The following is a 23,948-nucleotide window of genomic DNA, read 5'->3' as shown; positions in this document are numbered from 1 at the left end:
CGCACCACCGGCCGGCGGCTGGTAGGGATCCGGCGGCGAGAACACGAACCGCAGATCGCGCTGCTCCTGGTGCTTCCAGACGCCGCCGACGTGCTGCTGGCCCGGCAGGCCGAAGAACGTCGTCTTCGCCTTGACCTCCGCGCCGATGAAGATGTCCTGGTTGAACAGGTCGCCGACCTGCATGAAGTCGGCCGTGCGGTTCTTGGGATTCATGACGAACACCGACATCCCACCCCACTCGCGGGGCGAGACGATCCCGGCGGTGAAGAACGAGTATGGCAACCCGAGCAGGAACATCGGGTTGGCGATCAGCGCCTGGTTGACGAATTGGTCGGTGCCGTCGCCGGCGGCGTGAACGTGCCCGCGTTGAGCGACACGTTGCCGAATTGGCCATACCACTGCTCGGCGCGTTGCAGCGGCGCCTGCCGTGGCATCGGGAGCCTCCTCGAACGTCGTCGGCGCCGGGTCGTCGGGCAGCAGGTCGATCGAGTAGGAAAACGCGTCGCGCTCGGTCATGGCCGGCGCGTCGGGCTCGCCATCGCCTCGGGCGGCGACGTCCTGGGCGGCACCGGGCAGCGCCGCCACCACGAGCACGAGGAGGGTGATCGACAGCACTGCGATCGCCGTGCCGATTCGCATGATGGCAACGCAGAGCCCGCGGCAAAGCGAGTGGAGTCGCGGAGGCCGGCGGATCCGCTTCGATGAGGTTCGGGGCAAGGTGCGCAAGCCGGGGAGCGGGGAAACTCTCGCGCGGACGTTCCTCCTTGACCGAGGCATCGCCTCCGCGACTGGTGATCGGCCGATCGGGCCGTCTGCGTCAGGAATTCAGTCGCCATGCCCCGTGCTCGATGACCACCCGGCAGCATGATGCCTCGAGAGTCGTCTTTCCCGGCCCCGCACCCCAGGCGGCTTGTGACGCGGGGTGACCCCGGGATAGAACCCGTTGGATATCGTGCCGGTTTCGCCCCCGCTGTTCCCGCGATGTACCGTCACCCCAGTCATCGTGCCGCCCTGCGGGCCGGCATCGCTGCCGCGCTGGTGAGCGGCATCGCGATGCCTGGGCCATGCACCCGGGCGGTCGTGGCCCAAGTCGCGGCGGGGTCGACGGCGTCGGCGGCGGCCGACGTTGCCGCCCCCGCTGCGGCCGATTGGACGCGGCGCGGATTCTGGCAGACGCCCGAGGGGCAGCCGGTCTCCGACGGCTGGCAGTTCGAAGACGGCGAGGTCCGCCTCGTCCGCCCGCACGTCGGCGGCAACATCCTCTCGCCGCCGCTACCGGCGCACTTCGAGCTCCACTGGTCGTGGCGGATCGAGAAGGGGGTCAACACCGGGCTCAAGTACCGGGTCCGCCGGTTCCCCGGCCCGATCTTCGAGGACCGGTTCCTGGGCCTCGAATACCAGATCATCGACACCCCGCCGGGCGACGGCTCGAAGGGGTCGACCGCGGCGATCTATGACCTCGTCGAGCCGCTGCGCGACAAGGTCCTCCATCCCCCCGGTGAATGGAACACCGCGTCGGTGATCGCGATCGGCGATCGGATCGAGCACCATCTCAACGGCCGGCTCGTCGCCACGGCCGACCTCTCCGGCCCGGCCTGGGAGACCACCGTGGCGTTGAGCAAGTTTCACGGCTCCGCCGATTTCGGCCGCCCCGGACCGGGCGACCGCGTGATGCTCACCGACCACGGCGGCCGGGCCATCTACAAGGACTTCCGGTTCGTGGCCCATCCCGCGCCGTCCCCCTCGCCCGCGCCGCGGACCGGTCCGTTTCTCGCCAACGCCACCCGCAACGGCTGGGCCGACCAGTCGAGCATCGTCATCTGGACGCGCACCACGCGCCATCCGGAGGCGGTCGCCGACGGCCCCGCGTTCGTCGCCATCGGCGAGACGCAGGCCGGCGAACTGGCGCGGCAGACCGACGCCACCGCGCTCGAGCGGGCGCAGCTCCCGCCCGGGGCCGCGCTCGACACGATGACGGGCGCCGTACCGGGGGCACCGGGGCAGGTGCGCCTCTCGTACTACCCCGACCACCAGCGCCTGCGGATCCGCCACACCGACTGGATCACCACCGCGGCCGAGCGCGACTTCACCGCCCAGTGGCGTCTGGAGGGGCTCGACTCCAACCATCTCTACCGCACGGTCGTCGAGGCGCGGACCCCCGCCGGGGAGCCCGCCGCGGTGACATGCGGCACGTTTCGCACCGCTCCCCGGGCCGATGAGGCCGCGGCGCTCGTGTTTTGCGTCACCACCTGCCATGACTACGGCCGCCGCGACGACGGCCCGCGCGGCCACAAGATCTATCCGGCGATGGCGGCGCTCGGGCCGGCGTTCGTCGTCCATGCCGGCGACATCGAGTATTACGACAAACCCGATCCCTGGGCATTCACGCTGCCGCTGATGCGCTTCAAGTGGGGGCGGCTGTTCGCCCTGCCGTCGAATCGCGATTTGTACGCCCACACCACCAGCTACTTCCTCAAGGATGACCACGACACGCTCGCCAACGACACCTGGCCCGGCCGCACCTACGGCGCCGTCTCGTTTGCCGAGGGAGCGCGGCTGTTCAACGAAGAGCAGTTCCCGGCGCGCGTGCCGCACTGGGCCACCGTGCGCTGGGGCCGCGACCTGCAGATCTGGCTCCTCGAGGGGCGCGACGAGCGCAGCCCCAATCCGCAGCCCGACGGTCCGGAGAAGACGATCCTCGGAGCCCGGCAGAAGGCCTGGCTGCTCGAATCACTCGCCGCGTCGGACGCGCCGTTCAAACTCGTCGTCAGCCCGACGCCGATCGTCGGCCCCGACCGGGCGGGGAAGAAAGACAACCATGCCAACGACGCCTTCGCCTGGGAGGGGCGGCAGTTGCGCGACGCGTTCGCCAAACTCCCGGGCGTGATCGTCGTCTGCGGCGACCGCCATTGGCAGTATGCGTCGACCGACGCCGCCACCGGTCTGTGGGAATTCGGCTGCGGGCCGGGCAGCGCCTTGCACGAGCTCGGCTGGCGCGAGGGGGACACGCGCCCGGAGCAGCGCTTCCTCCGTGTCGCCGCCGGGTTTCTCTCCGGCGAGGTCGCCGGCGACGGCCCGCCCACGCTCACACTCCGCCACCACTCCGTCACGGGGGAGGAACAGAGCCGGTTCCAGTTTCCGCGCGACTTCGCTGCCGCAAGCAGCGCTACGCCGGCTCGGCCGTAGAGGAGCTCTCCACCCACACGCCATGCACGTGCCCGACTCACCTTCCCCACCGCTCGAGCGGAGCATCGGCCTGTGGCAGGCGACGGCGCTCAACGTCGCCAACATGGTCGGGATCGGCCCGTTCATCACGATCCCGCTGTTCATCGCCGCGATGGCGGGCCCGCAGGCGCTCGTCGGCTGGGTCGTGGCCGCGGTCCTCGTGTTGTGCGACGGGCTGGTGTGGAGCGAGCTCGGCGCGGCGATCCCCGGCAGCGGCGGGTCGTACCACTTCCTGTCGCGGATCTTCGGCGGCACGCGGTGGGGGCGGCTGATCCCGTTCCTGTTCATCTGGCAGTTCGCCGTCTCCGGCACGCTCGAGATGGCCTCGGGGTACATCGGGGCGATCGACTACCTGGCATACATCCGCCCCGACCTGGCCGACTGGCCGATCCCTGGCGGGCCGGCCACGCTGGCAGCCGTCGCGGTCCTCGTGATGACGGCCGTGCTGGCGCGGCCGATCGGCTTTCTCGGGCCGTTGAGCATCGTCCTCGCCATCGGCACGCTCGTCACCGTGTCGGTGGTGATCGTCTCCGGCCTGTTCAACTTCCGCCCCGAACTGATCACCTTCCCCCCCGATGCCTTCCGGCTCGACGGCCGGTTCTTCACCGGCCTGGGGGGCGCGATGCTGATCGCGATCTACGATTACCTCGGCTATTACAACGTCTGCCATCTCGGCGACGAGGTGGTCGAACCGGGGAAGACGATCCCTCGGGCGGTCGTGATCTCGATCGCCGTCGTCGCCACGATCTACCTGTGCATGAACACGGTGATCATCGGGGTCATCCCCTGGCAGCGGGCGATGGCGTCGCAGAACATCGCCGCCGAATTCATGGAGACGATCTACGGCCGGCCGGTGGCGGTGGCGTTCACCCTGCTCATCCTCTGGACGGTGGCCGCCTGCCTGTTCGCGATCCACCTCGGCTACTCGCGCGTCCTCTACGCGGCCGCCCGTGACGGCGACTTCCTCCCGGTCTTCGCCCGGGTCCACCCGGTCCACCGCTACCCGTGGGTGGCGCTGCTCGGCCTCGGGGTGCTGACGGCGGTGTTCTGCTATTGGCCGCTGCCGAGCGTGATCGACGCCGCGGTCACGGTGCGGATCGCGATCCAGTTCATCGGGCAGATCATCGGGCTGCACCTGCTGCGCCGGCAATTGCCGGCCGAGCAGATGCCGTTTCGGATGTGGCTCTATCCGCTGCCGAGCCTCGTCGCCCTGGCGGGCTGGCTGTTCGTGCTCGGCACGTCGAAGGTCGAGGCCATCACCCTCGCGGCGGCCGTGCTGGCATCGGGAGTGGTGGTGTTCTTCGTGCGCGACCAATGGCGCCGGCGGTAAGTCTGGAAAGTAGCCGCCACAGTCCATGACCAGGAGCCATGCATGACGACCGCGTTGCGAAGAGTGCCCCGTCGATCGACTCCCTGCGCGATCATCCTCGCCGCTCTCTTGGTCTTCGCGCAGGCGCCCCCCGCGGCGCACGCGCAGCTCCTGCCCACGACCGGCACCGTCGCATCGAGGCTCGGCCCGCTCGAACTGGAAAACGGCTACCCCACCGATGCCACGATCGTGAAAGTCTTCGACGACATCGACTATCAGCGGGCCTGCCAGGCCTACCTCTGGGCCCTGCCGCTGATGGCGATGCAGCAATGGCAGAGCGAACACTTCGCCCGGTTCGGCGCCGGCAAGCTCGACTACGTCGACTACCTGACGTTTCAGGACAAGCTCGGCCTCCTGACCGCCAACGCCACGACGCCCTACATCATGGCGTTTCCAAACCTCAAGGAGGCTGGCCCGCTGGTGTTCGAGGTTCCCGCCGGCCCCACGGCAGGTGGCTTCACCGATTTCTGGCAGCGGCCGATCACCGATTCCGGACAGACCGGCCCCGACAAGGGCGCGGGGGGCAGGTATCTGATCCTCGGCCCCGACGATCCCGAGATGAAGCCGGAGGGTTATTTCGTCTTCCGGTCACCGACCGTGAACGTCTGGTCGGCCCACCGCGTGCTCGATCCCGATCCGGCCCGAGCCAGGCAGCTCATCGACGGCTTGCGGATCTATCCCTACAGCCAGCGCGACCGCCACGCCCCGACCCGTCACGTATCGCCGGCGGGGCGCCGGTGGAGCGGCGAACAGCCGCGCGGCCTCGCGTATTGGGAGGGTCTCGCGAAGATCATCGAGGAGGAACCGGTCCACGAGCGCGACCGGATGATGATGGGAATGCTCCAGCCGCTGGGCATCGAGAAGGGCAAGCCGTTCACGCCGACCGAGCGGCAGAAGCAGATCCTCGTCGACGCCGCCCGGACCGGCGAGGTGATGGCCCGGGCGATCGCCTACCGCAAGCGGTTCGAAGGGGCGAAAGTCTGGCCGGGCAGGAACTGGGAGATCTCCCTGTTTCTCGCCGAGACCAACCAAGAAGCCCCGCACCACACGCAGTTGGACGAGCGCACGAGCTGGTTTTTACGAGGCGGTCGGCGTGTCGGTCGGGATGATGGGCCGGGCGGTCGGGGTCGGCCAGGTCTACCTCGAGGCCGCGAAAGACGCTCACGGCCGCTGGCTCGATGGTGGCAAGACCTATCGCCTCACGGTTCCCAAGGACGTTCCCGTGGCGCAGTTTTGGTCGGTCACCGTGTACGACAACGAGACCCGGTGCTTCGTCGACACGGGTGTTCCACCGGATCGTTCGTCGCGCGATGCGATCGTCACCAACTCCGACGGCTCGGTGACCATCACGTTCGGCCCCGCGGTCCCCGCCGGCACGCCGGAGAGCAACTGGATCAAGCCCCTCCCGGGCAAAGGCTGGTTCAGCTACTTCCGCCTCTACGGCCCGACCCAGGCCTACTTCGACCGCTCCTGGGTGCTGGCAGACATCGAGGTGATCGAGTAGGCGGGAATGGCAGCACCGCGAGGGCCCCGCCCATCGATGGCATCCGGCGTCGGGCTGCGATGACGTTCGAAAACGAATCAGAGCGGCAGGAATTCGACACGATTTCGCATCTCGTCGGGATGCATCAACGAAGCGATCACGACGAGGTCCCGGATCGCCGCGCCGATGGTGATCCGCAACTGATGAGCGTACACCATACCGGTGAACTCTCGACGGGTCTGCTGCCATGCCGCCGCCAGCGCCAAGAAATCCCTGTCCTGCGTGAATATGACGCGGTCGAGGTCGGTCGCACGTTGCAGAAGAAGTTCGTCGTCACGGTCGGCCATGCCGTCCGTGTCCGTGGTCAGTACGTCGATGCCCTGCTGCCGCACGCCGACAGCGATCGCCCGTGGCACATGGTGGTCGAAATACAGCCGGAGGCTCACTGCCGCCCCACGTGCTTCAGTCTCTCGCGCAGCACGGAGGGTTGCTGTGCGCCGGCGATTCGATCGACGTCCGCCAGTTGCTGGGCGATCACGGCGTCAAGGGCCTCACGATGATCGTGGTAATACGCCAGGGCGGTATGAATTTGCCCCATCGTCAGGTGCGGATGCTGTCGCTGGATGTCGTCGGCATCCCAATGATGGGCGAGGCTGTCGAGGGCAATCTCGACGACTTTGGTGCGCGTGCCTTCGAGATAGGGCACACCGTCCGCGCTCAGTGCGATGTGCGGGTAGGAAACGGTCGCCATGGTCGTGCTCCTCCGCCGGTCAATCCTCTGCCTCAAAACCACGCTGCCGCCTGTTCAATCGGCGATTCGGCAGCACGTCGCTCGACAACCTCGCGGACCGGCGAAACCAACTAGGCCCGGAAGGATTCGAACCTTCGACCAAGGGATTATGAGTCCCCTGCTCTAACCGCTGAGCTACGGGCCCGCGGCCTTGTTGTACCTGTTTTGCGGCGCTGCACCACGAGGCCCGCGCGCGGCCGATGGCCCCGGCTCACTCGCTGCCGCGGAGCACCTTGACCCACTCGACTTCCAGACGGAACGCGCCCGGCTTCTTGTCGCCGAGCATGAAGCCGAAGCCGTTGATCTGGTCGGGGGCGACAGGGCCCATGCCGGGCACGATCCGGCCGAACGAGGTCGGCTCGAACCGGTCAAGCGGCACGTGGATCTCCTGCCACCGGTCTTTCTCCGTCGCCACGACGGCCCGGTAGGAAAACGCCATGCGCCGGGCCGTGGTGTAGATATTGACCATGTATTCGCGGCCGTCTCCCTTGAGGCGCATGACGAGCGTGTCGCCCGCCGCGATCCCCAGCGCCATCGGCTTGGTGCGCACCGACGCGAAGCCGCCGTTGTTCTCGAGCGACAGGTTTCCCGAAAACTCGAGCGATTTGGTCTCGGTGATCCTGAAGCGCCCCTGCGAACGCCCACCCATCACGCCGTCGTTCACCGCCTGCCACACCTGCCCGGCGTCGGGAGCGGCAAAGTCGAGAAGCGGAAGCAGGGCGCCGTCGCCCGCGAGAACCCCGGCAAACAACGTCAGCGTTACCGACAGCATCTCGTGCATCGCCACCCCTCCGGAGGTCATCGGTCCTGCTCGAGCATACCGGGGGCGCCCGATCAAACGGGGTGACGGCGAGCCCTCGGTGGCCGCTGGGCGGCCTCGGGGCGCCGATCGCGGTATCGCTGCCGATTACAATGGTGGCTGGAGTCGGGGCGATGGCCCACTCCCGTCCCCGACGCCCGTGACGATGACGACCGGCGCGGCACGGCCGGACTCATTCGATCAGCGACCGCGGAGAGTGCGGTCGGCGACCCGATCCCGAGAGCGTGCCATGACCTCTTCTGCCGAGGCTGCCCGCGAGCGGCTCCTGATCGGGTTGGCGCTCGATCACCTCTGGACCGAGACGATGGGCATCGATCCGAGCGACACGAAGGAGGGGCCGCTTCGGCTGGTGGCGACCCTCCTCAACCGCGAACGGGTGGCCTATGCGCTGATCGGTGGCGTGGCCATGCAGATCCGCACGGGCGAGCCACGGACGACGCTCGGCATCGACATCGCCGTCCCGCGATTCGACGATATTCCGCGTGCCGCGCTTGTCGCCGCCGGATTCGAGCATAGGGGCCGGCATGCTCACAGCGACACCTGGCAGGCTCCGGCAGGTGGTTCCGGCAGCCTGCGAACGACGGTGCGGTTTTCGGCCGACGATGTGGGGATCGCCGATGCCGTCAGTCGCGCCGAACCGACGCATCTTGCCGACGGACTGGTGATCCGTGTGGCGACACCGATCGACATGATCGTGCTCAAACTCGCGGCAGCGGCCGAGCCGCAGCGACGGCCGAGCAAGCGGCAGCACGACATCGCCGATGTCGTCGCCCTGCTGGAGGAGTATCCGCACCTGCGCGACGCGCCCACGCTGGCGCGGCTCCGCGAGGTGAGGTCGTCGCTCCTGTCGCTCGACTGAGGCCCGGTCCGCGCGATCAGCCGGATGCCGATGCGTGGCCACGCCGTGATGTCAGGCAGCCCCCGAGGAAAATCGCGATGGCCGCAGGAGCAACCGGGCACGTCCGGCCGATGCGCGCGATCCTGTCGCGTGGCCCGGTGATCCCGATCGTCACGATCGACGATGTCTCCGTCGCCGCGGCGCTGGCGCGGGCGCTGGTCGCCGGCGGGATCCGGGTGATCGAGATCGTGTTGCGGACGCCGGCGGCGTGCGCGGCTGTCGGCGCGATGCGGGCCGCGGAGCCCGACGCCGACGTCGGCCTCGGCACGCTCCTGTCGGCGGCCGACGTCGAGCGCGCCGTCGCCGCCGGGGCGACGTTCGGCGTCTCTCCCGGGCTGACCCCCGAGATCGCCGCCGCGGTGAACGCCAGCGCGTTGCCCTTTCTCCCCGGCGTGGCGACGCCGAGCGAGGCGATCGCCGCCCGCGCCCACGGCTTCCTCGAGCAGAAGCTGTTTCCCGCCCATGGCACCGCCGGGATCGCGTTTCTCCAGGCGCTGGCGCCGGTGCTCCCCGACGTGGTCTTCTGCCCGACCGGCGGGATCAGGCGCGAGGACGGCGCCGCCTACCGGGCCCTGCGCAACTGTCCGGTCGTCGGCGGCTCATGGGTCACCCCGGCCGAACTGATCCGCGTCGGCGACTGGGACGCGATCACGGCGCTCGCCCGCGCCGCGTCATCCAGCTGACCCCCCGAGCGGCCCCGACACGACAATCGCAACGATCGCATCACCCGCCACGTCATAGCCCCGCCACGTCATAGCCCCGCCACGTCATAGCCCCACCACGTCACAGCCCCACCACGTCACAGCCCGCCCCCGGCACAGCCCCACCACAGCACAACCCAACCCCGCCCGAGCGACACCACCGCCGAACGACATCCACTCACTCTCCGTGAGCCGCACCGACCTGACCGCCCCCCCATCCCGCGCCCGATCCCCCGCGCCCAGGGACCCGCGAAGCCCCTCCGCCGTCGCCCTCGCATCGGCCCGTCGCAACTTCGTGCGGGTCGATGCGAGGGCAAAGGCGCGGGGGGCGTCCCTCTGCAGAGCCCGAGCCGAGGCTCCCCGCCAACCGACCGATCGCCCGATCCCCCGCGCCCAGGGACCCGCGAAGCCCCTCCGCCGTCGCCCTCGCATCGGCCCGTCGCAACTTCGTGCGGGTCGATGCGAGGGCAAAGGCGCGGGGGGCGTCCCTCTGCAGAGCCCGAGCTGAGGCTCCATAACGACTGACTGATCGGCCGTCACCCGCGTCCCTCTGCACATCCCGACCCGCGGCTCCCCTCACCTCATCAGCCGCCACCGCGATTCAGCCGACCTGACCACAAATCGCGAGGTACGATCCCGTTGGCGGCCTGCGCGGCCTGCCGTCGCTCCCCGCAGGCCCTCCGATGCCCTCGCTTGCTTTCCTGCACCGCCGCCACGCCATCCTGCTCGCGGTGCTCGCGCTCCTTCCGGTCAGCGCCCGCGCCGCCGAACCGGCCCCCACGCCCGCCAAGGAATACTCGCTCGACGACCGGCTCGACCCGGCGGTGATCTACCGCTACGACCCGCTCACCGAAAAGCTCGCGCCGATCGCACGCAAGGACCTCAAGGCCGGCCACATCTACCTCCGCCCGGGGCCCTCCGGGGGCAAGCACATGTGGAGCCGGTTCGACGAGAGCGGCGACTTCCGCTACGAGCTCGGCCCCGGTTCGTCGTTCCCGGTGCGCCTGTTCGATCCGGTGGCCGACCAGGAGACGCGCCGCAAGGCGCTCGAGAAGCGCGCCCCGGAGCTGGCCCGCCGGCTGGCGACACAGGGTGCCCGCCCCTCGCTTCGCCTCGACGAAAACAACCGCTGGCGGCTCGATCAGGCGACCAACTCGGGGCGGGTGTTCGACCTCGCCACCGGCGAACGCTACGAGTTGCAGCTCGGCCGCCCCGTCCCGGTCTTCAACACCGGGGGAAACTCGTGGGCCTGGACCGGCAGCGGCTACCGCTCGACCACCGTCGGCTACGGCGGCGCCGAGCCGGTGATCGACGATTCCTGCCCGCCAGCCTGCGCGGTCGGCATCTGCCGGCCGTGAGCGCCGCCCGCCCCGGCTACGCCCTCACCTCCCAGCCGTCGCGGTAGTGCGGCCTGCCGATCAGCTCCAGCGCCGCGGGGTTGTCGAGGATCGCGCCGCTGACGGGATCGCAGCGGACCACCGTCGAGGTCCGGTAGGCGATGTTGCCGAGGTGGCAGAGGCGCGTGCTCTTCTGCCCCTCGTCGATCGGGCTGTTGAGCGTGGCGGTGCCGCGGACGGCATCGAGGAAGTTGCCGATGTGGGAGGCGTCGCCGGTGCCGACCACGGAACTGGTGCTCATCGACGTCTCGACACCCTTGGTGTCGTAGATCACCCACGTGTCGCGGTTGATGACCATCGATCCGCCGTCGCCGTAAAACACGATCTCGGCCGGCGGCTGCTCCACCGGCCGCGGATGGCAGGAGCTCTGCACCCACTCGCAGCCGGCGTGGCCGAAGTCGTAGACGGCGGTGCCGGTGTCGGGGGTCTCCTGGGCGTCGGCGAAGGCATAGCGGCCGCCGGTGTAGCTGACGCGCAGCGGATGCTCCGCCTTCAGCCCCCAGCGAAGGATGTCGAGGAAGTGGATGCCGTTGTTGCCCAGCTCGCCGTTGCCCCAGTGCCAGAACCAGTGCCAGTCGTAGTGGGCGAGTTGGCGGATGTCGTGGCGCGGGTCGTCGGGCACCGGCCCCTGCCACAGATCGGCGGCGAGACCGGCGACCGGGGCGCGCGGCGCGCCCACCGGACCGCGCGAGGCATAGTAGAAGCCGCGGCCGAAGCGCACCGTGCCGATCGCACCGGCGTGGAGTGCGGCGATCGCGTCCTTCATCCAGGTCCGGCGCTGGTTGCCCATCTGCACCTGCTTGCCTGATCGCGCCGCCGCGGCCACCAGCCACTCCCCCTCGCGGATGTCGTGGCTCCCCGGCTTCTCGACGTAGACGTGCTTGCCCGCCGCGAGGCACAACAGCGCCGCCGGGGTGTGCCAGAAATTGGGCAGCGCGATGAACACACAGTCGAGCTGCGGGTCGTCGAGGCCGGCACGGAAATCAGAGAGCCCGCGGCAGGCCGCCGGCTGGCTCCCCTCGACGCGCTTCATCGCGGCGGCCAGGCGGCGCGGATCGACCTCGGCGAGCCAGGCAATCTCCACGCCGGGCAGGCCGAGGAGCGTCTTGATGTAGGCAGCGCCACGGCCGAGGCCGACGATTCCGACGCGCAGCCGGCGCGGCTCGTCGGCGGCGGCGTGGCTGCCGAGGGGCACGCTCGCCGCTCCCAGCGCCGCCAGCCGCAGCAGCGTGCGGCGCGGAGAGATGCCGAAGCTCGCGGATCCACGGCGCGGGGACGACATGGCGAATCCTCCTCGGGGGAACCGTCTCGATGGACAGGGGCCGTTCAGGCGGTCTTGGCAAACAATCCGTACGTGCGCAGCGTGCCGTCGGCCAGCGCCACCGCCACCTGGCGCCCGTCGGGGGAGAGGGCCAGACTGCGGCCGTTGGCCGGCAGCTTGAGGGCGTGAAACTCGCCAGCCTCTCCCGGCCTGAAGAACCGCAGCCAGCCGCCGCCCCCGCCACCGGCGACGCTCACCCAGAACCCCTGCGGGTGCCAGGCGACGCCCCAGCAGACCCCCTGCTGTTTGTCCTTCGGCTCGAGGAGCAGGGCCTGCTTGCCGTCGGCGTGGTCGAGGAGGCAGACCGCCGGATGGCCGATGCCGGCGAAGGCATTGGTGACGGCGGTGATCCCGCCGACGGCGAGTTGGGCGCCGTCGGCGCGAAAGGCGATCGTCCGCGCGCCGCCGATGTCGGCGCGAAACTGCGTGTCGTATTTCCACAGCGCCTCGGCCCTGCCGAGGTCGCGGACGGGGGCGCCGGCGGCGTCCCACTCCTTGAGAAACCCCTTGAGGTCGCACGACACCAGCCGCTGGCCGTCGGGGTGCCAGGCGACCGCGTAGACGTGCGACTCGTGACCGGGGCTCGTGGCCAGCGCTCCGCCGTCGGCGCCGCGCCACAGTTTCACCGTCCGGTCGTTGCCGCAGGTGGCCACGGTGGTGCCGTCGGGGCTGACGGCGAGGCCGCGGAGCCAGCCGTCGTGGGCGGTCACGAGCCAGGCCGCCGCGGCCGGCTCGCCGAGCGACCAGGCGACGAGCCGGCCGTCGTAGCCGCCGGAAAACAGACGCGTCCCGTCGGGGGAGAATCGCAGCGCCCACGGCCAGCTGTCGTGCGCCGGCCCCGGCAGGTCGGCGGCGGCGCCCATGGCGGCGGTGAGGCGGTGGACGGTCGCGTCCTCTGCGGAAAACGCGATCCACGCGCCGGCCGGATCCCAGGCGCAGCCCACGAGCGGCCGGCCGTGCTTGTGGCTGGCCGTCTCGTGGGTCGCGGCGGGATCGATCGGCGCGGGATCGGCCATGGCGACCTCCGGGGCGTCAGGCGAGCAGCTCGGTGATCGGCCCCTTGGCCGGGTCGGCGATCGGCAGGTCGCGGCCGCCGACATGGAAGCTCCCGGCGGAATCGACGCCGATGGCGCGGAGCACGGTGTGAAACACATGGCCGTGATCGACCGGCCGCTCGATCACCTCGGTGCCGTCGGTGTTGGTTTTCCCGACCACGGCGCCGCGCTGGATCCCGGCACCGCCGAGGAGGATGCTCCAGCTCTTGCCCCAGTGGTCGCGGCCGTAGCCGGCGTTGATCCGCGGCGTGCGGCCGAACTCGCTCATCACACAGACCAGCGTGTCGTCGAGGAGGCCACGCGTGGCCAGGTCCTCGACGAGCGTCGCGAACGGCCGGTCGAATTCGCCGAGCTGCTCGACGTGGAAGTCGAAATTCTCGAAGTGGGTATCGTAGTTGGAGTGGTTCACCTGGACGAACGGCACGCCGTGCTCGAGCAGCCGCCGGGCCATCAGGCAATGGCGGCCAAACTCGCTCCTCCCGTAGCGGTCGTGGTCGCGCTCGGGCTCGAGGGAGACGTCGAACACCTGCCGCCGGTCGAGGAGGTCGAGGGCCTGCTCGTGCGAGAAGGTGTAGGCCTCGGTGTCGGCGGTGCGCCGACGGCCGGTGAACCGCGCGTCGAGGCGGGCACGGAGCGCGGCGCGGCGCCGCTCCGCCTCGGCCGAGAGGCCGGCCGGTCGGTCGGTGAACGCCGGCGGCTTGGCATCCTCCATGATCACGCCGGCGTAGCGCGGGCCGAGGTACGAGGCATTGCCGGGGCCGCCACCGGCGCCGCGGATGAGGACGTGGCCGGGGAGAGGGAACTCGTCGGCCAGGCAGGCCTTGGCGACGACGGCGCCCAGATCGGGCACGTCGAGCGGCGCCGGCTGGTCGCGCCCGCTGAACATCTCGCGCTGGCCGCGGCCATGGTCGTCGGAGCCACCGGCCATCCCGCGCACGAGGCCGAGGTGGTGCATCTGCCGGGCGGTGAACGGCAGCAGCTCGCTGACATGGATCCCCGGCACGCTGGTCGGGATCGCCCGGAACGGTCCGCCGGTCGCCGTGCCCGGCTTGGGATCCCAGCTCTCGAGCTGGCTGACGCCGCCGTGGAGGAAAATCTGGAGGACGCGCTTGCCGCTGCCGGCGACCGTGCGCGACAGCGCCGGCCGCGCGGCGATCCCCCCGGCGGCCGCTGCGGCCATGCCCCCCAACAGCGCGCGCCGCGAGAGGCGGTGGGCCGCCGAGCCGCAGGCAGGGCTGTCGAAGGCTGGCATGGCGACGTCTCCGCGGAGGTCAATGATTGAAGCGAAACTCGGCGCTTGCCAACAAGGCCCACACCAGCTCGGCGATCGCGGCCGGCCGATCGCCCCCCCGGTCGGCGAGAAAGCGGACCAGATCATCGCGCTCCTCGGGCTCGGCAGGACGGGAGAGGATCGCCAGCACCACCTCGTCGGTGACGGCGCCGTCGTCGGCCAGCGCCACCAACCGGCCGACGAGCGACCCACCCGACGGCGCCAGCCGATTGGCAAGGTCGGGAGCATTGCCCAGCCACAGCGCCTGATTGACCGAGGCCTGGAACTCGCCGGCGAGCGGATCGCCGTACAGCCCGGCGACGGTGTTCACCAGGCCCGCCTGCTGCGACACCGCCCCCACTTCGACGAGCACCGCGCGGAGCCGCGGCGCGATCTCGGGCGCCGCCGACCGAAGCACCGCGGGGGGCTCCTTGTCGAGTGCGGCAGTCGCCGCCGCCCGGGCGGCCTCGTCGGCCCCAGTTGCCGTGGCCAGCGACAGCGCCAATTGTTCGGGAGACAGCGCCCGCACGCGGGCCACCTGCCCGAGCGCCGTGCGGCGCTCGTCGATGCTCGCGGCGAGCGCCGCCGCGCCGGCCGGGTCGGTCGCGGCCAGCTCACCGTGGCGGAGGATGTCGGCGGCCAGGGCGAGGCGCAGGTCGATCCGGGCGAGGGCGGCGCGGGCGTCGCGCCAGGCGGCGGCCGCCGCCAGCGCCGCCCGGTCGGCGGCGGCGCGCTCCGCGACGGGGAAGCGCTTGGCCAGCACCTCGTCGAACGCCGCGCGGGCGGCCGCCAGCCCCCCGCGGGCCGCTTCCTCTTCGGTGGTCCGCGCCGCCAGCACCCCCTTCGCCCCCTCGACCACCGGGGTGAACTCGACGCTCCGCGCCTCGATGATCGCCGCGGCGCCCGCGAGGACCTTGTCGTCGGCCAGCAGCTTGGCCGCGGCGCCGGCCTGGCTCGCCGCGGCGGCGAGGGCGGACGCCTGGGCGGTCTTCGCGGCCAGGTCGTCGGCAGCCCCCTTCAGCGCCGTGGCGGCGGCGTCGGCCGCGGCGCGGGCCTTGTCGCGCGGCTCGCGCAGCGGCGCGGCGGCGGCCACGGCCGCGGCATCGGCGTCGAGCAGCGCCTGGCGGTGAGCGGCGGCCGCTGCCTGCGCGGTCGCCAGGGGTAAAAGCGCCGCCTCGGCCGCCGCGCGCTCGGCGGCGAGGCGCTTGGCGAGCGCGTCGAGCCCGGCCGGGTCGAGCGGCGGGGGCACGACGCTCCGCTGGTAGGTCCGCGACAACGCGATCCCGCGGACGAGCGCCCGGACGTGGAATCCGTCGGCGCGGAGGCGCTCGGCGAGGAGGGCGAGGACGTCGGGATGGACCGGCGGATTGTCGGGATCGTGGCCGTCGAGCGGATGGACGAGGCCGCGGCCGAAGAGATGGGCCCACAGCCGGTTGGCGAGGACGCGGGAAAACTCCTCCGACTCGACGAGCAGCCGCGCCAGCGCCGCGCGGCGGCCGTGGCGGGCCACCCCGCGGACGTCCTTGGCCGGCGCCGTCAGGTAGGCGTCGGCCGCCTCGGGGAGCGGCTCGTCGACGAGCGCGGGCCCGGCGGGGACCCGGGGGCGTACTCCCTTGACCGACTCCTTGGTGAACACCGACGTGTAGTCGACCTCGCCATCGGCCTTCTCACCGACCAGCGCCGGCTTGTCGGCCGCCGGCTTGAACAGGCTGCTGCGGTCGACGAACGCGCGGAGCGCATGGTAATCGTCCTGGCGGAGGTCGGCGTTGTCGGGGTGGTCGTGGCACTGGCAGCACTCGAGGTCGCGGCCGAGGAACACCCGCCCGATCGAGCGCGTCAGCCGCAGCGGATCGACCTCGCGCACGAGGAGAAACGTGGCCGCGGCGTGGGGCAGCGGCTCGGCGCCGTCGGCGGCGATCACGTCGGCACAGATCTGGTCGAGCGGCCGGTCGGTGGCCAGCGCCGTGGCGAGCCATTCGCGCCATGCCGCGGCCTCGCCGCCCGCCCCTTTGCGCTCCAGGAGCCAGGCGTCGAGGACCAGGGCCAGGTGGCGGGAGAAGGCCGGCCCGTCGAGCAATTCGTCGACGAGTCGGGCGCGCTTGTCGGCGGCGGGATCGGCGAGGAACGCACGGACGCGGTCGGCGGTCGGGATCGTGCCGGCGAGATCGAGGTGCACCCGGCGGACGAATTCGGCGGCGGCGCACGGCGCGGCGACCGCCCCGACCGCCTCGCGCTCGACGATCGCGTCGATCGCCGCGGCACAATCGGGCGGCGCGGGGACCTCGGCGACGGCCATCGAGCCGAGTGCCAGGGCGATGGCCGCCACGGCGAGGCGGGCCCCGCGGTTGCCGACGGCGAACCTGCTCGACGGCCTGCACCCCATCGCCACCCTCCCGGCTTCCGCCGCACTGCACGGCTTCCGGCGACCCAAACCCTACCCCGGGGTGGATGTCATCGCAACGCCGGCACCTCGGCCGCCGGGGCCAGCGGCCGGTTTTCGGAGACGGTGTCGATCCGCCCGTCGCGGAGCCGGATCACGCGCCGCGCGCGGGCCGCGATGTCCTCCTCGTGGGTCACCATCACGATCGTCCGCCCGGCATGGTTGAGGGCGTCGAGGAGATTCATGATCTCGTGGCTGGTGGCGCTGTCGAGATTGCCGGTGGGCTCGTCGGCGAGGATCACCTGCGGGTTGTTGACCAGCGCCCGGGCGATCGCCACGCGCTGCTGCTGGCCGCCCGACAGTTCGGTGGGGCGGTGGCCGAGGCGCCCGCCGAGACCGACCAGCGCCGCGAGCTTCAGGCAGCGCTCGCGCCCGCCGGGGAGCGGCGGGCGCTGGTAGGACAGCGGGACCTCGATGTTCTCCACGACCGACAACTGCTGGATGAGGTTGTACGACTGGAAGATGAAGCCGAGGTAGCGGCCACGGATCCGCGACAGCGTCTCGTCGTCCATGCTCGCCACGTCCTCGCCGGCGAGCACGTAGCGCCCCGTCGTCGGCCGGTCGAGGCAGCCGAGGAGGTTGAGCAGCGTGCTCTTCCCCGACCCCGACGAGCCCATGATGGCGACGAAATCCCCCTCCAGGAAATCGATCGACACGCCGTCGAGGGCGCGGACGTCGTGGCCGCCGAGGCGGTAGACCTTCGTCACCTTCTCGACGCGCGCCACCACGCGCCGCTCGCGCGTGACGGACGGCAGGCCCGTGCGGCCGTCGTCGCGGAGCCGTCGGTCGTCACTCATGGCGCAGCGCCTCGATCGGGTCCATCGCCGCGGCCCGCCGCGCCGGGTAGATGCCGAAGATGATCCCGACGCCGACCGAGATCGCGAACGCCGCGATCACCGACCAGGGGGCGAGGCGCGGCTCGAGGTTGCGGATGTTCGGGGGCAGCGCCGACCAGACCTCGGGGAGCAGCGTCTGGATCCCCTGCCGCAGCGCCGTCACCGTCGGCCCGCAGAGGAACCCGAACGCCACCCCGAGCAGCCCGCCGGTGCCGGAGAGGACGACCGTCTCCCAGAGGAACTGCTGCACGATCTCGCCGCGCGTCGCGCCGAGGGCCCGGCGGATGCCGATCTCGCGCGTCCGTTCGGTGACGGTGGCGAGCATGATGTTCATGATCCCGATGCCGCCGACGAGCAGCGAGATCCCGGCGATCAGCACGAGGAGCACGTTGAACATCGCGCGCATCGTCTCCGCCTGCTCGAGCAGCTCCTTGGGAACCACGACCGCGTAGTCGACCGTCTTGTGGTAGCGCTCGAGGAGGCTCTTGATGACGCCGGCGGAGGAATCGACGTCGCGCATCTCGTCGACCACGGCGGTGATCTGCGACAGCTCGACCGTCTCGAGCTGCGTGCTCCCGGCGCGCATCGTGAACACCCGGTCGCCGATCCGCGACCGGAACGTCGACAGCGGCACGTAGACGTCGCGGTCGTACTGCCGGGCATCGAGGCTGCCGCCGATCGCCGCGGCGGCGTTGCGGTCGGCGGCGACACCGACGACGCGGTAGAACTCCTGCCCGACCTGGACCGTGCGGCCGAGCGGATCCTCGATCGGAAACAGCTTCTCGGCGGCGCGGTAGGCGAGGACGGCAACGTTGGCATAGCTCTCCATGTCGAGCTCGGAGAGCGGCCGGCCGCGGGCCATCCCCAGCCGGTTCATCGTGAAGTAGTCGGGCGTGCAGCCGATCAACTGGGCGTCGATGAATTGCTCGCCGCGGCGGACCTCACGGCTGATCTCGCGCATCGGGACGGCGCGCTGGAGCGTGGGGACGTTGGCGACGATCCGGTCGAAGTCCTCGCGGAGCAGGCCGTAGGCGATCCCCATCCGGCCGCCCGCCTCGCGGCTCGAGCCCTCCGAGGGCTTGATGCTGCGGACGATGATGCTCGTGGCGCCGAGGTCCTTGATCTGCTGCTGCGCCTGCCAGCTGACCCCCTCCCCCATCGCCACCAGCCAGATCACGGCGGTGACGCCGATGAGGATCCCGAGCACGGCCAGCGCCGAGCGCAGCTTGTGCAGCATGAGGCTGCGGAAGCCGAGGCGGAGCTGCTGGAGGATGTTCACGGCCGTTGCCCCGGCGACGCGGGTGGAGTCGTCAGGCGCCCGGCGCGCCACCCTGAGGAGCGCCCCCCGGAGGCCCACCGCGACGCTGCCCCCCGGCCGGGCCCTCGGGCCGCCCGCCACCCGGAGGTCCGCCGCCCGGAGGTCCGCCACCCGGAGGTCCGCCACCCGGAGGCCCGCCACCCGGAGGCCCGGCAGCCTCGGGCCGGGCGCCAGCGCCGTCGCGCTTCCAGCCGCCGGCGCCGTCGGGGCGGCCGTTCGCTGCCGAGGCGCCGTCGGCCGGATCACCGAGCGCCGTCCGCGGATTGAGGACGACGACGTCTCCCGGTTCGAGGCCGGCGGTGATCTCGACCAGCTTGTCGTTGCCCTGGCCGAGCGTCACCTCGCGCCGCTCGACCGTCTTCCCGGTCCGCACGCCGCAGACGTACGTCCCCCCCTGCTCGAAGACCGCGGCGACAGGCACCGCGAGCACGCCGTCGAGGTCGGCGACGACGATCTCGACCTCGGCGGTCAAGCCCGGGCGGAGCACGCCCGACTCGCCGTCGATCTTCACCTGGACGACGTATTTCTTCACCGTGCTCATCCAGTTCGACTGCGGCCGGTTGGCGACGGTGGACACCGTGCCGTCGAACGAGCGCCCCTGGACGCGGATCCGCGCCTTCATCCCCGGCTGGATGCGGTCGACCTTCGACTCGTGGACCTCGACGTCGGCACGCATCCGCGACAGGTTGGGGAGGCGGATGATCGTCGTCCCCTCGGTGACCTTGGCGCCGTTCTTGATCTCGCTCTGGGCGTCGCGCGTGCGTTCGTTGGCGTAGATCACCAGCCCGTCCTTGGGTGCCTTGAGAACGCACTTGGCCAGCTGCGACGTGAGCCGCTCGAGCTTCGCCTTCTCGAGCTCCAGGGCGGCGTTCTCGGCGTCGCGCTTGGCCTCCATCGCGTCGCGCCGGCTGGCCAGCTCGGTGATCATCTTCGGCTTGGCAAACCGCTCGAGGACGTCGAGCGCGATCTCGGCGGTGCCGAGGTCGAGCTTGGCCCGGTCGACCGCCGATTTCTGCGCGTCGAGCTGCTGCGGGGCGATGTAGCCCTTGCGAAACATCTTCTCGCCGTGGGCGAGGCCGTTTTCCGCCGCCTGGAGCCGCTCCTTGGCGGCCGTGACGTCGGACTTCGCTTTGCGGAGGTCTTTTTTGTAGGTCCCTTCGGTGTATTCCTCGACGGCGATCTTGGCGGCCGAATAGTCCTTCTCGGCCTGGATCCCCGCCGCCCGGGCCTTCTCGAAGGCGATCTTCTGCGCCGTCACGCTCTCCGAGAGGGTCGAGCTGTCGAGCTTGACCAGCTCCGTCCCCTCGGTCACCTGGGCGCCGTCGTCGATCAGCCAGATGATCGTCGCCCCGCCGGCGACACCGCAGACGATGTCGACGTTCTCGTCGCTGACGAGGCTGCCGTCCTCTGTGACCGAGACCCGCATCGGCCCCCGCTCGACGGTGTGAGTGAGCAGCTCGTCGACCGCCGACCCCTCGCCGGTGCCGAGCCGGGCCATCGCCCACGGCGCGACGGCCGCCAGCCCGCCGATCACGCCGGTGGCGAACAGCAGCCGCCAGGGAAACCACCCCCACCGGCGTGGTGCAGGCTCGGCGGCGGGGGCGTGGTCGCCGAGGATCCCGGCGATCGCCGACACGTCGTCGGCCGGGGCGACCGCCCCACCCGGGCGGGGCGTGGACCGTGGTTCGATGATGGTGGACATGACAGCGCGGGCTCCACGGCGGAATCGGCCGCCGACCGACGGCCGGTCTCGATTGTACGGCACGGCGCGGCCGGTGGCCTCAGCCGCCGGGGAAGCGCGGCAGGCGGGGCAGGCGCAGCGGCAGCCCTGACGATCGGCTCTCGGGCGCGGCTGCCGGCGGCGTCGCGCCGTCTTGGGAGCCGCTTTGGGAGGTGGGGGCGGCAGCCGGGGCATCGGCAGCCGGCAGGGGGGCGGCCTTCGCATCGGCGGGGGCGGCTGCATCGGCGCGGCGCGGGGGGGGTGCCTTCACCTCCTCCAAATGGTCGAGCCATTCCTGCGGCACTGCCGGCGGCAGCGGCATCTCCTCCTCGCGGGCGCGCTCGGCACAGTCGAGCGGCTTCTCGATCCAGATCCCGTCGTCGGTGAGCTCCATCACGCCGAGCTGCTGCGACAGCGCCGCCTTGGTGGCGTAGTAATTGATCCAGATGCTCGTCAGCGCGTCCTGCGAACTGCGCAGGTCGTTGAACGCGAAGATCAGGTTGAGCGTGGCGGTGGGGCCGAGCTGGCCGGCGGTCGGATCGACCTGGGGCGTGATCCCGTCGGGGCCGGGCATCGGCGGCGGCGGCGCCGGCTGCGAGAGGGTGAGCCGCGTCTGGTCGACGCGGCGGATGGCGATGATCACGGCCCGGCGCTGGGTCTCGAGGTTCGCCTTGTCGAGCGCGAGCTGGCGGAGCGACTGGCGGATCGCGAGCTTGATCCGGTCCTCGTACTGGATCTGCTGGCGGCGGACCTGCTGGTAGTCGAGGATCGCCTGGCGAAAATTGTTGCGCTCGACGAGCCGCGTGAACGGCGCGTCGAACTGCAACCCGGCGGCGAGGCTCCCGGTCGGGGCGCGGAACTTGGCGGGGTTGTTGCCGGTGGTGTTGATGCCGCCGTCGACGACGACCTCGAGCCCGGAGAGCAGCGCCATGGCGTTGAACTGGATGAGGCGCCACTGGTCGACCAGTGCCGCGCGGTTGTTCATCCAGTCGAGGCGGTTGGCGCGGGCGATCTCGAAGGCGACGTCGGGGTCGAGCGGCTCGAAGTCGATCGTGATCGCCTCGACCCGGGCCCGGGCCTGGATCAGCGACATCTCGTCGACCGAGGCGGCGATGTCGGTGACGAGCTTCACGAACCGGTCGGCCGTCTTGCGCAGGTCGGCGTCGGAGACAACGCCGCCGAAGCGCTCCATCTCCACCTCGTGCTCGTCGATCCGGCGGAGAAGCTTGGCGAGATCGTCGCCGAGGAGCTTCATCTCGCGGGCGAAGGTGTCGCGCTCGGTGGGGCGCATCCCGGCGAGGCGGCCGGCGGTGTTCGCCGTCGCCCGGGAGAGGTCGTCCTTGACCTCCGCCGCCTGGCGCTCGACACGGTCGCGGAGCTCGCCGAGGCGGGCGAGGCTCTCGGTGATCAGCTTGCGATCGGCCTTCGCCTCGGCCTTCTCGGTCGCCGGGTCGGCCTTCGTGGCGGCGTCGGCAGTCGTGTCGGTGCCGGCCTCGGCAGCAGTCGGCGCCGTGGCAGGGGCCGGTTCCGTGGGAGCGGTGCCGGCCGGGGCCGGCGCGGCGTCGGGGGCCGGCAACTCCTCGGTCGCCGCGGTGCCGGCGGCGGCTTCATCATCGCCGTCGTCGGCGCGCGGATCCTCGGTCTCCTTGAGCGTCTCCTCCGCCCCCACGGTGTTGGTGGCGAGGAACGTCCCGATGTCGTTCTGCAGCTCCTGGAGTTGCGGGCTGATGAACTGGAACGGCTCGATGAACGTCTCGTCGAGGGCGATCGGCGTGTCGGAGGGGATGCAGAGGATGTTGACCTTGAAGCTCTCGAGCTGGTTGGTGAGCGTGGTCTTCGCCTGGAGCAGCCCCGCCCGGTTGGTCTCGACGCTCTGGCGGAGCTGATCGACCTGGTCGAGGCCCACCAGGCCGCCTTCGAGATTGGCATCGAGCAGCGCCAAGGCGCGCTCCTGGGCGGCGAGGTTCTGCTCGGCGTTGCGGACCTGCTGGCGCAGCTGGAGGAGTCCGAAGAAGCCGCCGACGTTGCCGGCACCGCCGCCGGCAAACCCCGCGCCGCCGGTGCCGCCGCCACCGACCTGGAGGCCGACGCCCTGGCCGCCGAAAAACACGCCGCCGAGGTTGCCGAAGCCACCGATGCCGGTGCCCGTGAAGCCGGTGAATCCGGTGCCGCCGAAGAAGCCGCCGCGGCGCTGGAGCTGCTGCGGGGCGCCCCCGCCGAACGCCACCTGGAGGAAGAACCCCTGGCGGTAGAACTGCAGCGTCCGCAGGTTGGCCAGCAGCGCCCGCTCGACGATCGTCAGCGGCTCCAGGGCGATCGACCGGCCGGCGCGCTGGAGGAGCGGCTGGACGAAGTTGAAATTCACCAGCGAGACATTGTTGTATTTGTCGGGGCCGGCGAACTGCCACATCACCGAATTGAGGAGGCCGACGGAGAGCGTGCCGGCGGTGGCGAAGTATTTCCGCGCCTGGAGAAACGAATCGGTCGTCCACATCGTCGACGCCCCGGCAGCGTTGAGCGGGCCGCGGTTGGCGTAGGCGGTGGTGTTGCCGCCGAACAGCTGGACGTCGAACCGGAAGCGCTCGGTGCTGACGTCGAGCGCCGAGAGATACAGCGTCTCGAGCTGGTCCTGCCAGTCGAGCGAGTTGAGGTACGCCAGGCGGACCGCCGTCGGCAGGTCGAGCCGGATCGCGCCGGCGGCGGTGATCTCGGCGAACTCACCGACCCACTCGCGCCAGCTGCCGTTTTCGAGGTCGGTGCGGTCGCCGTTGGCGTGCCAGCGCGGCCAGCCCGGCTTGCCGTCGACGCAGTGCATGTAGCGGTGCGACGTCGGATCGTCGGACGGCATCGGCGGGAAGATCTGGCTGTACTCGTCGTAGAACCGGCTGCGCGGATCCATCCGCACGGTGTAGTTGAAGGGGAGATTCCAGCGCGGGTCGCACGACTTCTCCGCCAGCAGCGTGCTCACCTCCCGGTCGGCCTGGAGGTAGTAGCGGCCGCGCGTGCAGCCGGCGGTCCCGGAGACGGCGACAGCCGCCGCCAGGACGAGGCGCAGGGCGATGAAACGCGACAGCGGCATCGGGCGTGCATCCAGGCCCCCCTGGAGACTCCCGGGGTCGGCAGACCAACAGCGCCGGACCGGACCCACACCGGGAAGATCGACCGCCACGGCCGCCCGGCTTTAGCGATCCTGGCGACTGGAGAAATCGGGGAATTGCTGCCACCTGGGGGGTCTTGGTGGAAAAACCGCCACCCTCGACTCACCCGGCACGATCGATTCGACCGATAGGGAAAGAAGAGTTTGC

At 70.9% G+C, this 23,948-nt stretch carries 17 protein-coding genes, 1 tRNA gene and 3 pseudogenes; 8 read left to right on the top strand and 13 right to left on the bottom strand.

Features of this window, described 5'->3' with window-relative positions; genetic code table 11:
- The first annotated feature begins 864 nt into the window (after positions 1–864).
- The 3 genes and pseudogenes from FJ309_04510 to FJ309_04500 all read left to right on the top strand — a co-directional run bounded on the left by FJ309_04510 (position 865) and on the right by FJ309_04500 (position 5,275).
- The gene (locus tag FJ309_04510) at positions 865–3,186 is read left to right on the top strand and encodes a DUF1080 domain-containing protein (protein ID MBM3953865.1); all 2,322 of its coding nucleotides are present in this window, start codon (positions 865–867) and stop codon (positions 3,184–3,186) included.
- Between the two features lie 22 nt (positions 3,187–3,208).
- On the top strand, positions 3,209–4,555 hold the full coding sequence (locus tag FJ309_04505) for an APC family permease (GenBank protein ID MBM3953864.1): 1,347 nt from the start codon (positions 3,209–3,211) through the stop codon (positions 4,553–4,555).
- A 42-nt stretch (positions 4,556–4,597) separates the two neighbouring features.
- Positions 4,598–5,275, top strand: a pseudogene (locus tag FJ309_04500) (DUF1254 domain-containing protein).
- Here the strand turns inward: FJ309_04500 and FJ309_04495 are convergent.
- Positions 5,183–5,626: a hypothetical protein gene (locus FJ309_04495; protein MBM3953863.1), complete on the bottom strand. Its 444-nt coding sequence runs from the start codon at positions 5,624–5,626 to the stop codon at positions 5,183–5,185. The pseudogene FJ309_04500 and the gene FJ309_04495 overlap by 93 nt on opposite strands.
- 61 nt (positions 5,627–5,687) lie before the next feature.
- Between FJ309_04495 and FJ309_04490 the strand changes: the two genes are divergently transcribed.
- Positions 5,688–6,098 carry a DUF1254 domain-containing protein gene (locus tag FJ309_04490; GenBank protein ID MBM3953862.1) on the top strand — a complete coding sequence of 137 codons (411 nt, stop codon included), beginning with the start codon at positions 5,688–5,690 and terminating at the stop codon, positions 6,096–6,098.
- Positions 6,099–6,175: 77 nt separating this feature from the next.
- Here FJ309_04490 and FJ309_04485 read toward each other — a convergent pair whose 3' ends face one another.
- The 4 genes from FJ309_04485 to FJ309_04470 all read right to left on the bottom strand — a co-directional run bounded on the left by FJ309_04485 (position 6,176) and on the right by FJ309_04470 (position 7,639).
- Positions 6,176–6,523: a hypothetical protein gene (locus tag FJ309_04485; protein MBM3953861.1), complete on the bottom strand. Its 348-nt coding sequence runs from the start codon at positions 6,521–6,523 to the stop codon at positions 6,176–6,178.
- Positions 6,520–6,828 (bottom strand): DUF433 domain-containing protein, encoded by a 309-nt coding sequence (locus FJ309_04480; protein ID MBM3953860.1) that lies wholly within the window; start codon positions 6,826–6,828, stop codon positions 6,520–6,522. The genes FJ309_04485 and FJ309_04480 overlap by 4 nt, the downstream gene beginning before the upstream one ends.
- A 111-nt stretch (positions 6,829–6,939) precedes the next feature.
- Positions 6,940–7,012: transfer RNA gene (locus FJ309_04475), tRNA-Met, on the bottom strand.
- Positions 7,013–7,078: 66 nt separating this feature from the next.
- Complete coding sequence (locus FJ309_04470; protein ID MBM3953859.1) at positions 7,079–7,639, bottom strand: CIA30 family protein; 561 nt, start codon at positions 7,637–7,639, stop codon at positions 7,079–7,081.
- A 193-nt stretch (positions 7,640–7,832) separates the two neighbouring features.
- On the opposite strand from FJ309_04470, the gene FJ309_04465 reads away from it, so the two are divergent.
- The 3 genes from FJ309_04465 to FJ309_04455 all read left to right on the top strand — a co-directional run bounded on the left by FJ309_04465 (position 7,833) and on the right by FJ309_04455 (position 10,644).
- Positions 7,833–8,546, top strand: coding sequence for a nucleotidyl transferase AbiEii/AbiGii toxin family protein (locus FJ309_04465; GenBank protein MBM3953858.1), 714 nt, complete (start codon positions 7,833–7,835; stop codon positions 8,544–8,546).
- Between the two features lie 110 nt (positions 8,547–8,656).
- The gene (eda, locus tag FJ309_04460) at positions 8,657–9,268 is read left to right on the top strand and encodes a bifunctional 4-hydroxy-2-oxoglutarate aldolase/2-dehydro-3-deoxy-phosphogluconate aldolase (GenBank protein MBM3953857.1); all 612 of its coding nucleotides are present in this window, start codon (positions 8,657–8,659) and stop codon (positions 9,266–9,268) included.
- A gap of 701 nt (positions 9,269–9,969) precedes the next feature.
- Complete coding sequence (locus FJ309_04455) at positions 9,970–10,644, top strand: hypothetical protein (protein MBM3953856.1); 675 nt, start codon at positions 9,970–9,972, stop codon at positions 10,642–10,644.
- A 16-nt stretch (positions 10,645–10,660) separates the two neighbouring features.
- On the opposite strand, the gene FJ309_04450 is transcribed toward FJ309_04455, so the two are convergent.
- From FJ309_04450 to FJ309_04425, 6 genes are all read right to left on the bottom strand, one after another.
- Positions 10,661–11,965 (bottom strand): Gfo/Idh/MocA family oxidoreductase, encoded by a 1,305-nt coding sequence (locus FJ309_04450; protein ID MBM3953855.1) that lies wholly within the window; start codon positions 11,963–11,965, stop codon positions 10,661–10,663.
- A gap of 44 nt (positions 11,966–12,009) precedes the next feature.
- Entirely contained in the window at positions 12,010–13,020 is a 1,011-nt protein-coding gene (locus FJ309_04445; protein MBM3953854.1) for a hypothetical protein, read from the bottom strand.
- Positions 13,021–13,036: 16 nt separating this feature from the next.
- A complete protein-coding gene (locus FJ309_04440) occupies positions 13,037–14,311 on the bottom strand; it encodes a DUF1501 domain-containing protein (GenBank protein ID MBM3953853.1) in 1,275 nt (424 codons plus the stop codon).
- A gap of 19 nt (positions 14,312–14,330) precedes the next feature.
- Entirely contained in the window at positions 14,331–16,712 is a 2,382-nt protein-coding gene (locus FJ309_04435) for a DUF1549 domain-containing protein (protein ID MBM3953852.1), read from the bottom strand.
- 68 nt (positions 16,713–16,780) lie between these two features.
- Positions 16,781–17,566: an ABC transporter ATP-binding protein gene (locus FJ309_04430; protein MBM3953851.1), complete on the bottom strand. Its 786-nt coding sequence runs from the start codon at positions 17,564–17,566 to the stop codon at positions 16,781–16,783.
- Positions 17,559–18,842, bottom strand: a complete 1,284-nt coding sequence (locus FJ309_04425; GenBank protein MBM3953850.1) for an ABC transporter permease — start codon at positions 18,840–18,842, stop codon at positions 17,559–17,561. The genes FJ309_04430 and FJ309_04425 overlap by 8 nt, the downstream gene beginning before the upstream one ends.
- An 83-nt stretch (positions 18,843–18,925) precedes the next feature.
- Between FJ309_04425 and FJ309_04420 the strand changes: the two are divergent.
- Positions 18,926–19,051, top strand: a pseudogene (locus FJ309_04420) (DUF4247 domain-containing protein).
- A 113-nt stretch (positions 19,052–19,164) separates the two neighbouring features.
- Here the strand turns inward: FJ309_04420 and FJ309_04415 are convergent.
- Both FJ309_04415 and FJ309_04410 read right to left on the bottom strand, forming a co-directional pair.
- A pseudogene (locus FJ309_04415) lies at positions 19,165–20,625 on the bottom strand (efflux RND transporter periplasmic adaptor subunit).
- 79 nt (positions 20,626–20,704) lie between these two features.
- Positions 20,705–23,722, bottom strand: coding sequence for a hypothetical protein (locus FJ309_04410; GenBank protein ID MBM3953849.1), 3,018 nt, complete (start codon positions 23,720–23,722; stop codon positions 20,705–20,707).
- Between the last annotated feature and the right edge of the window lie 226 nt (positions 23,723–23,948).

It is taken from the genome of Planctomycetota bacterium (genome assembly GCA_016872555.1).
In the GTDB taxonomy this organism is placed as follows: domain Bacteria; phylum Planctomycetota; class Planctomycetia; order Pirellulales; family UBA1268; genus F1-20-MAGs016.
Note: the sequence above shows the minus strand (reverse complement) of the source record. Positions and strands in the feature narration are given on the sequence as shown.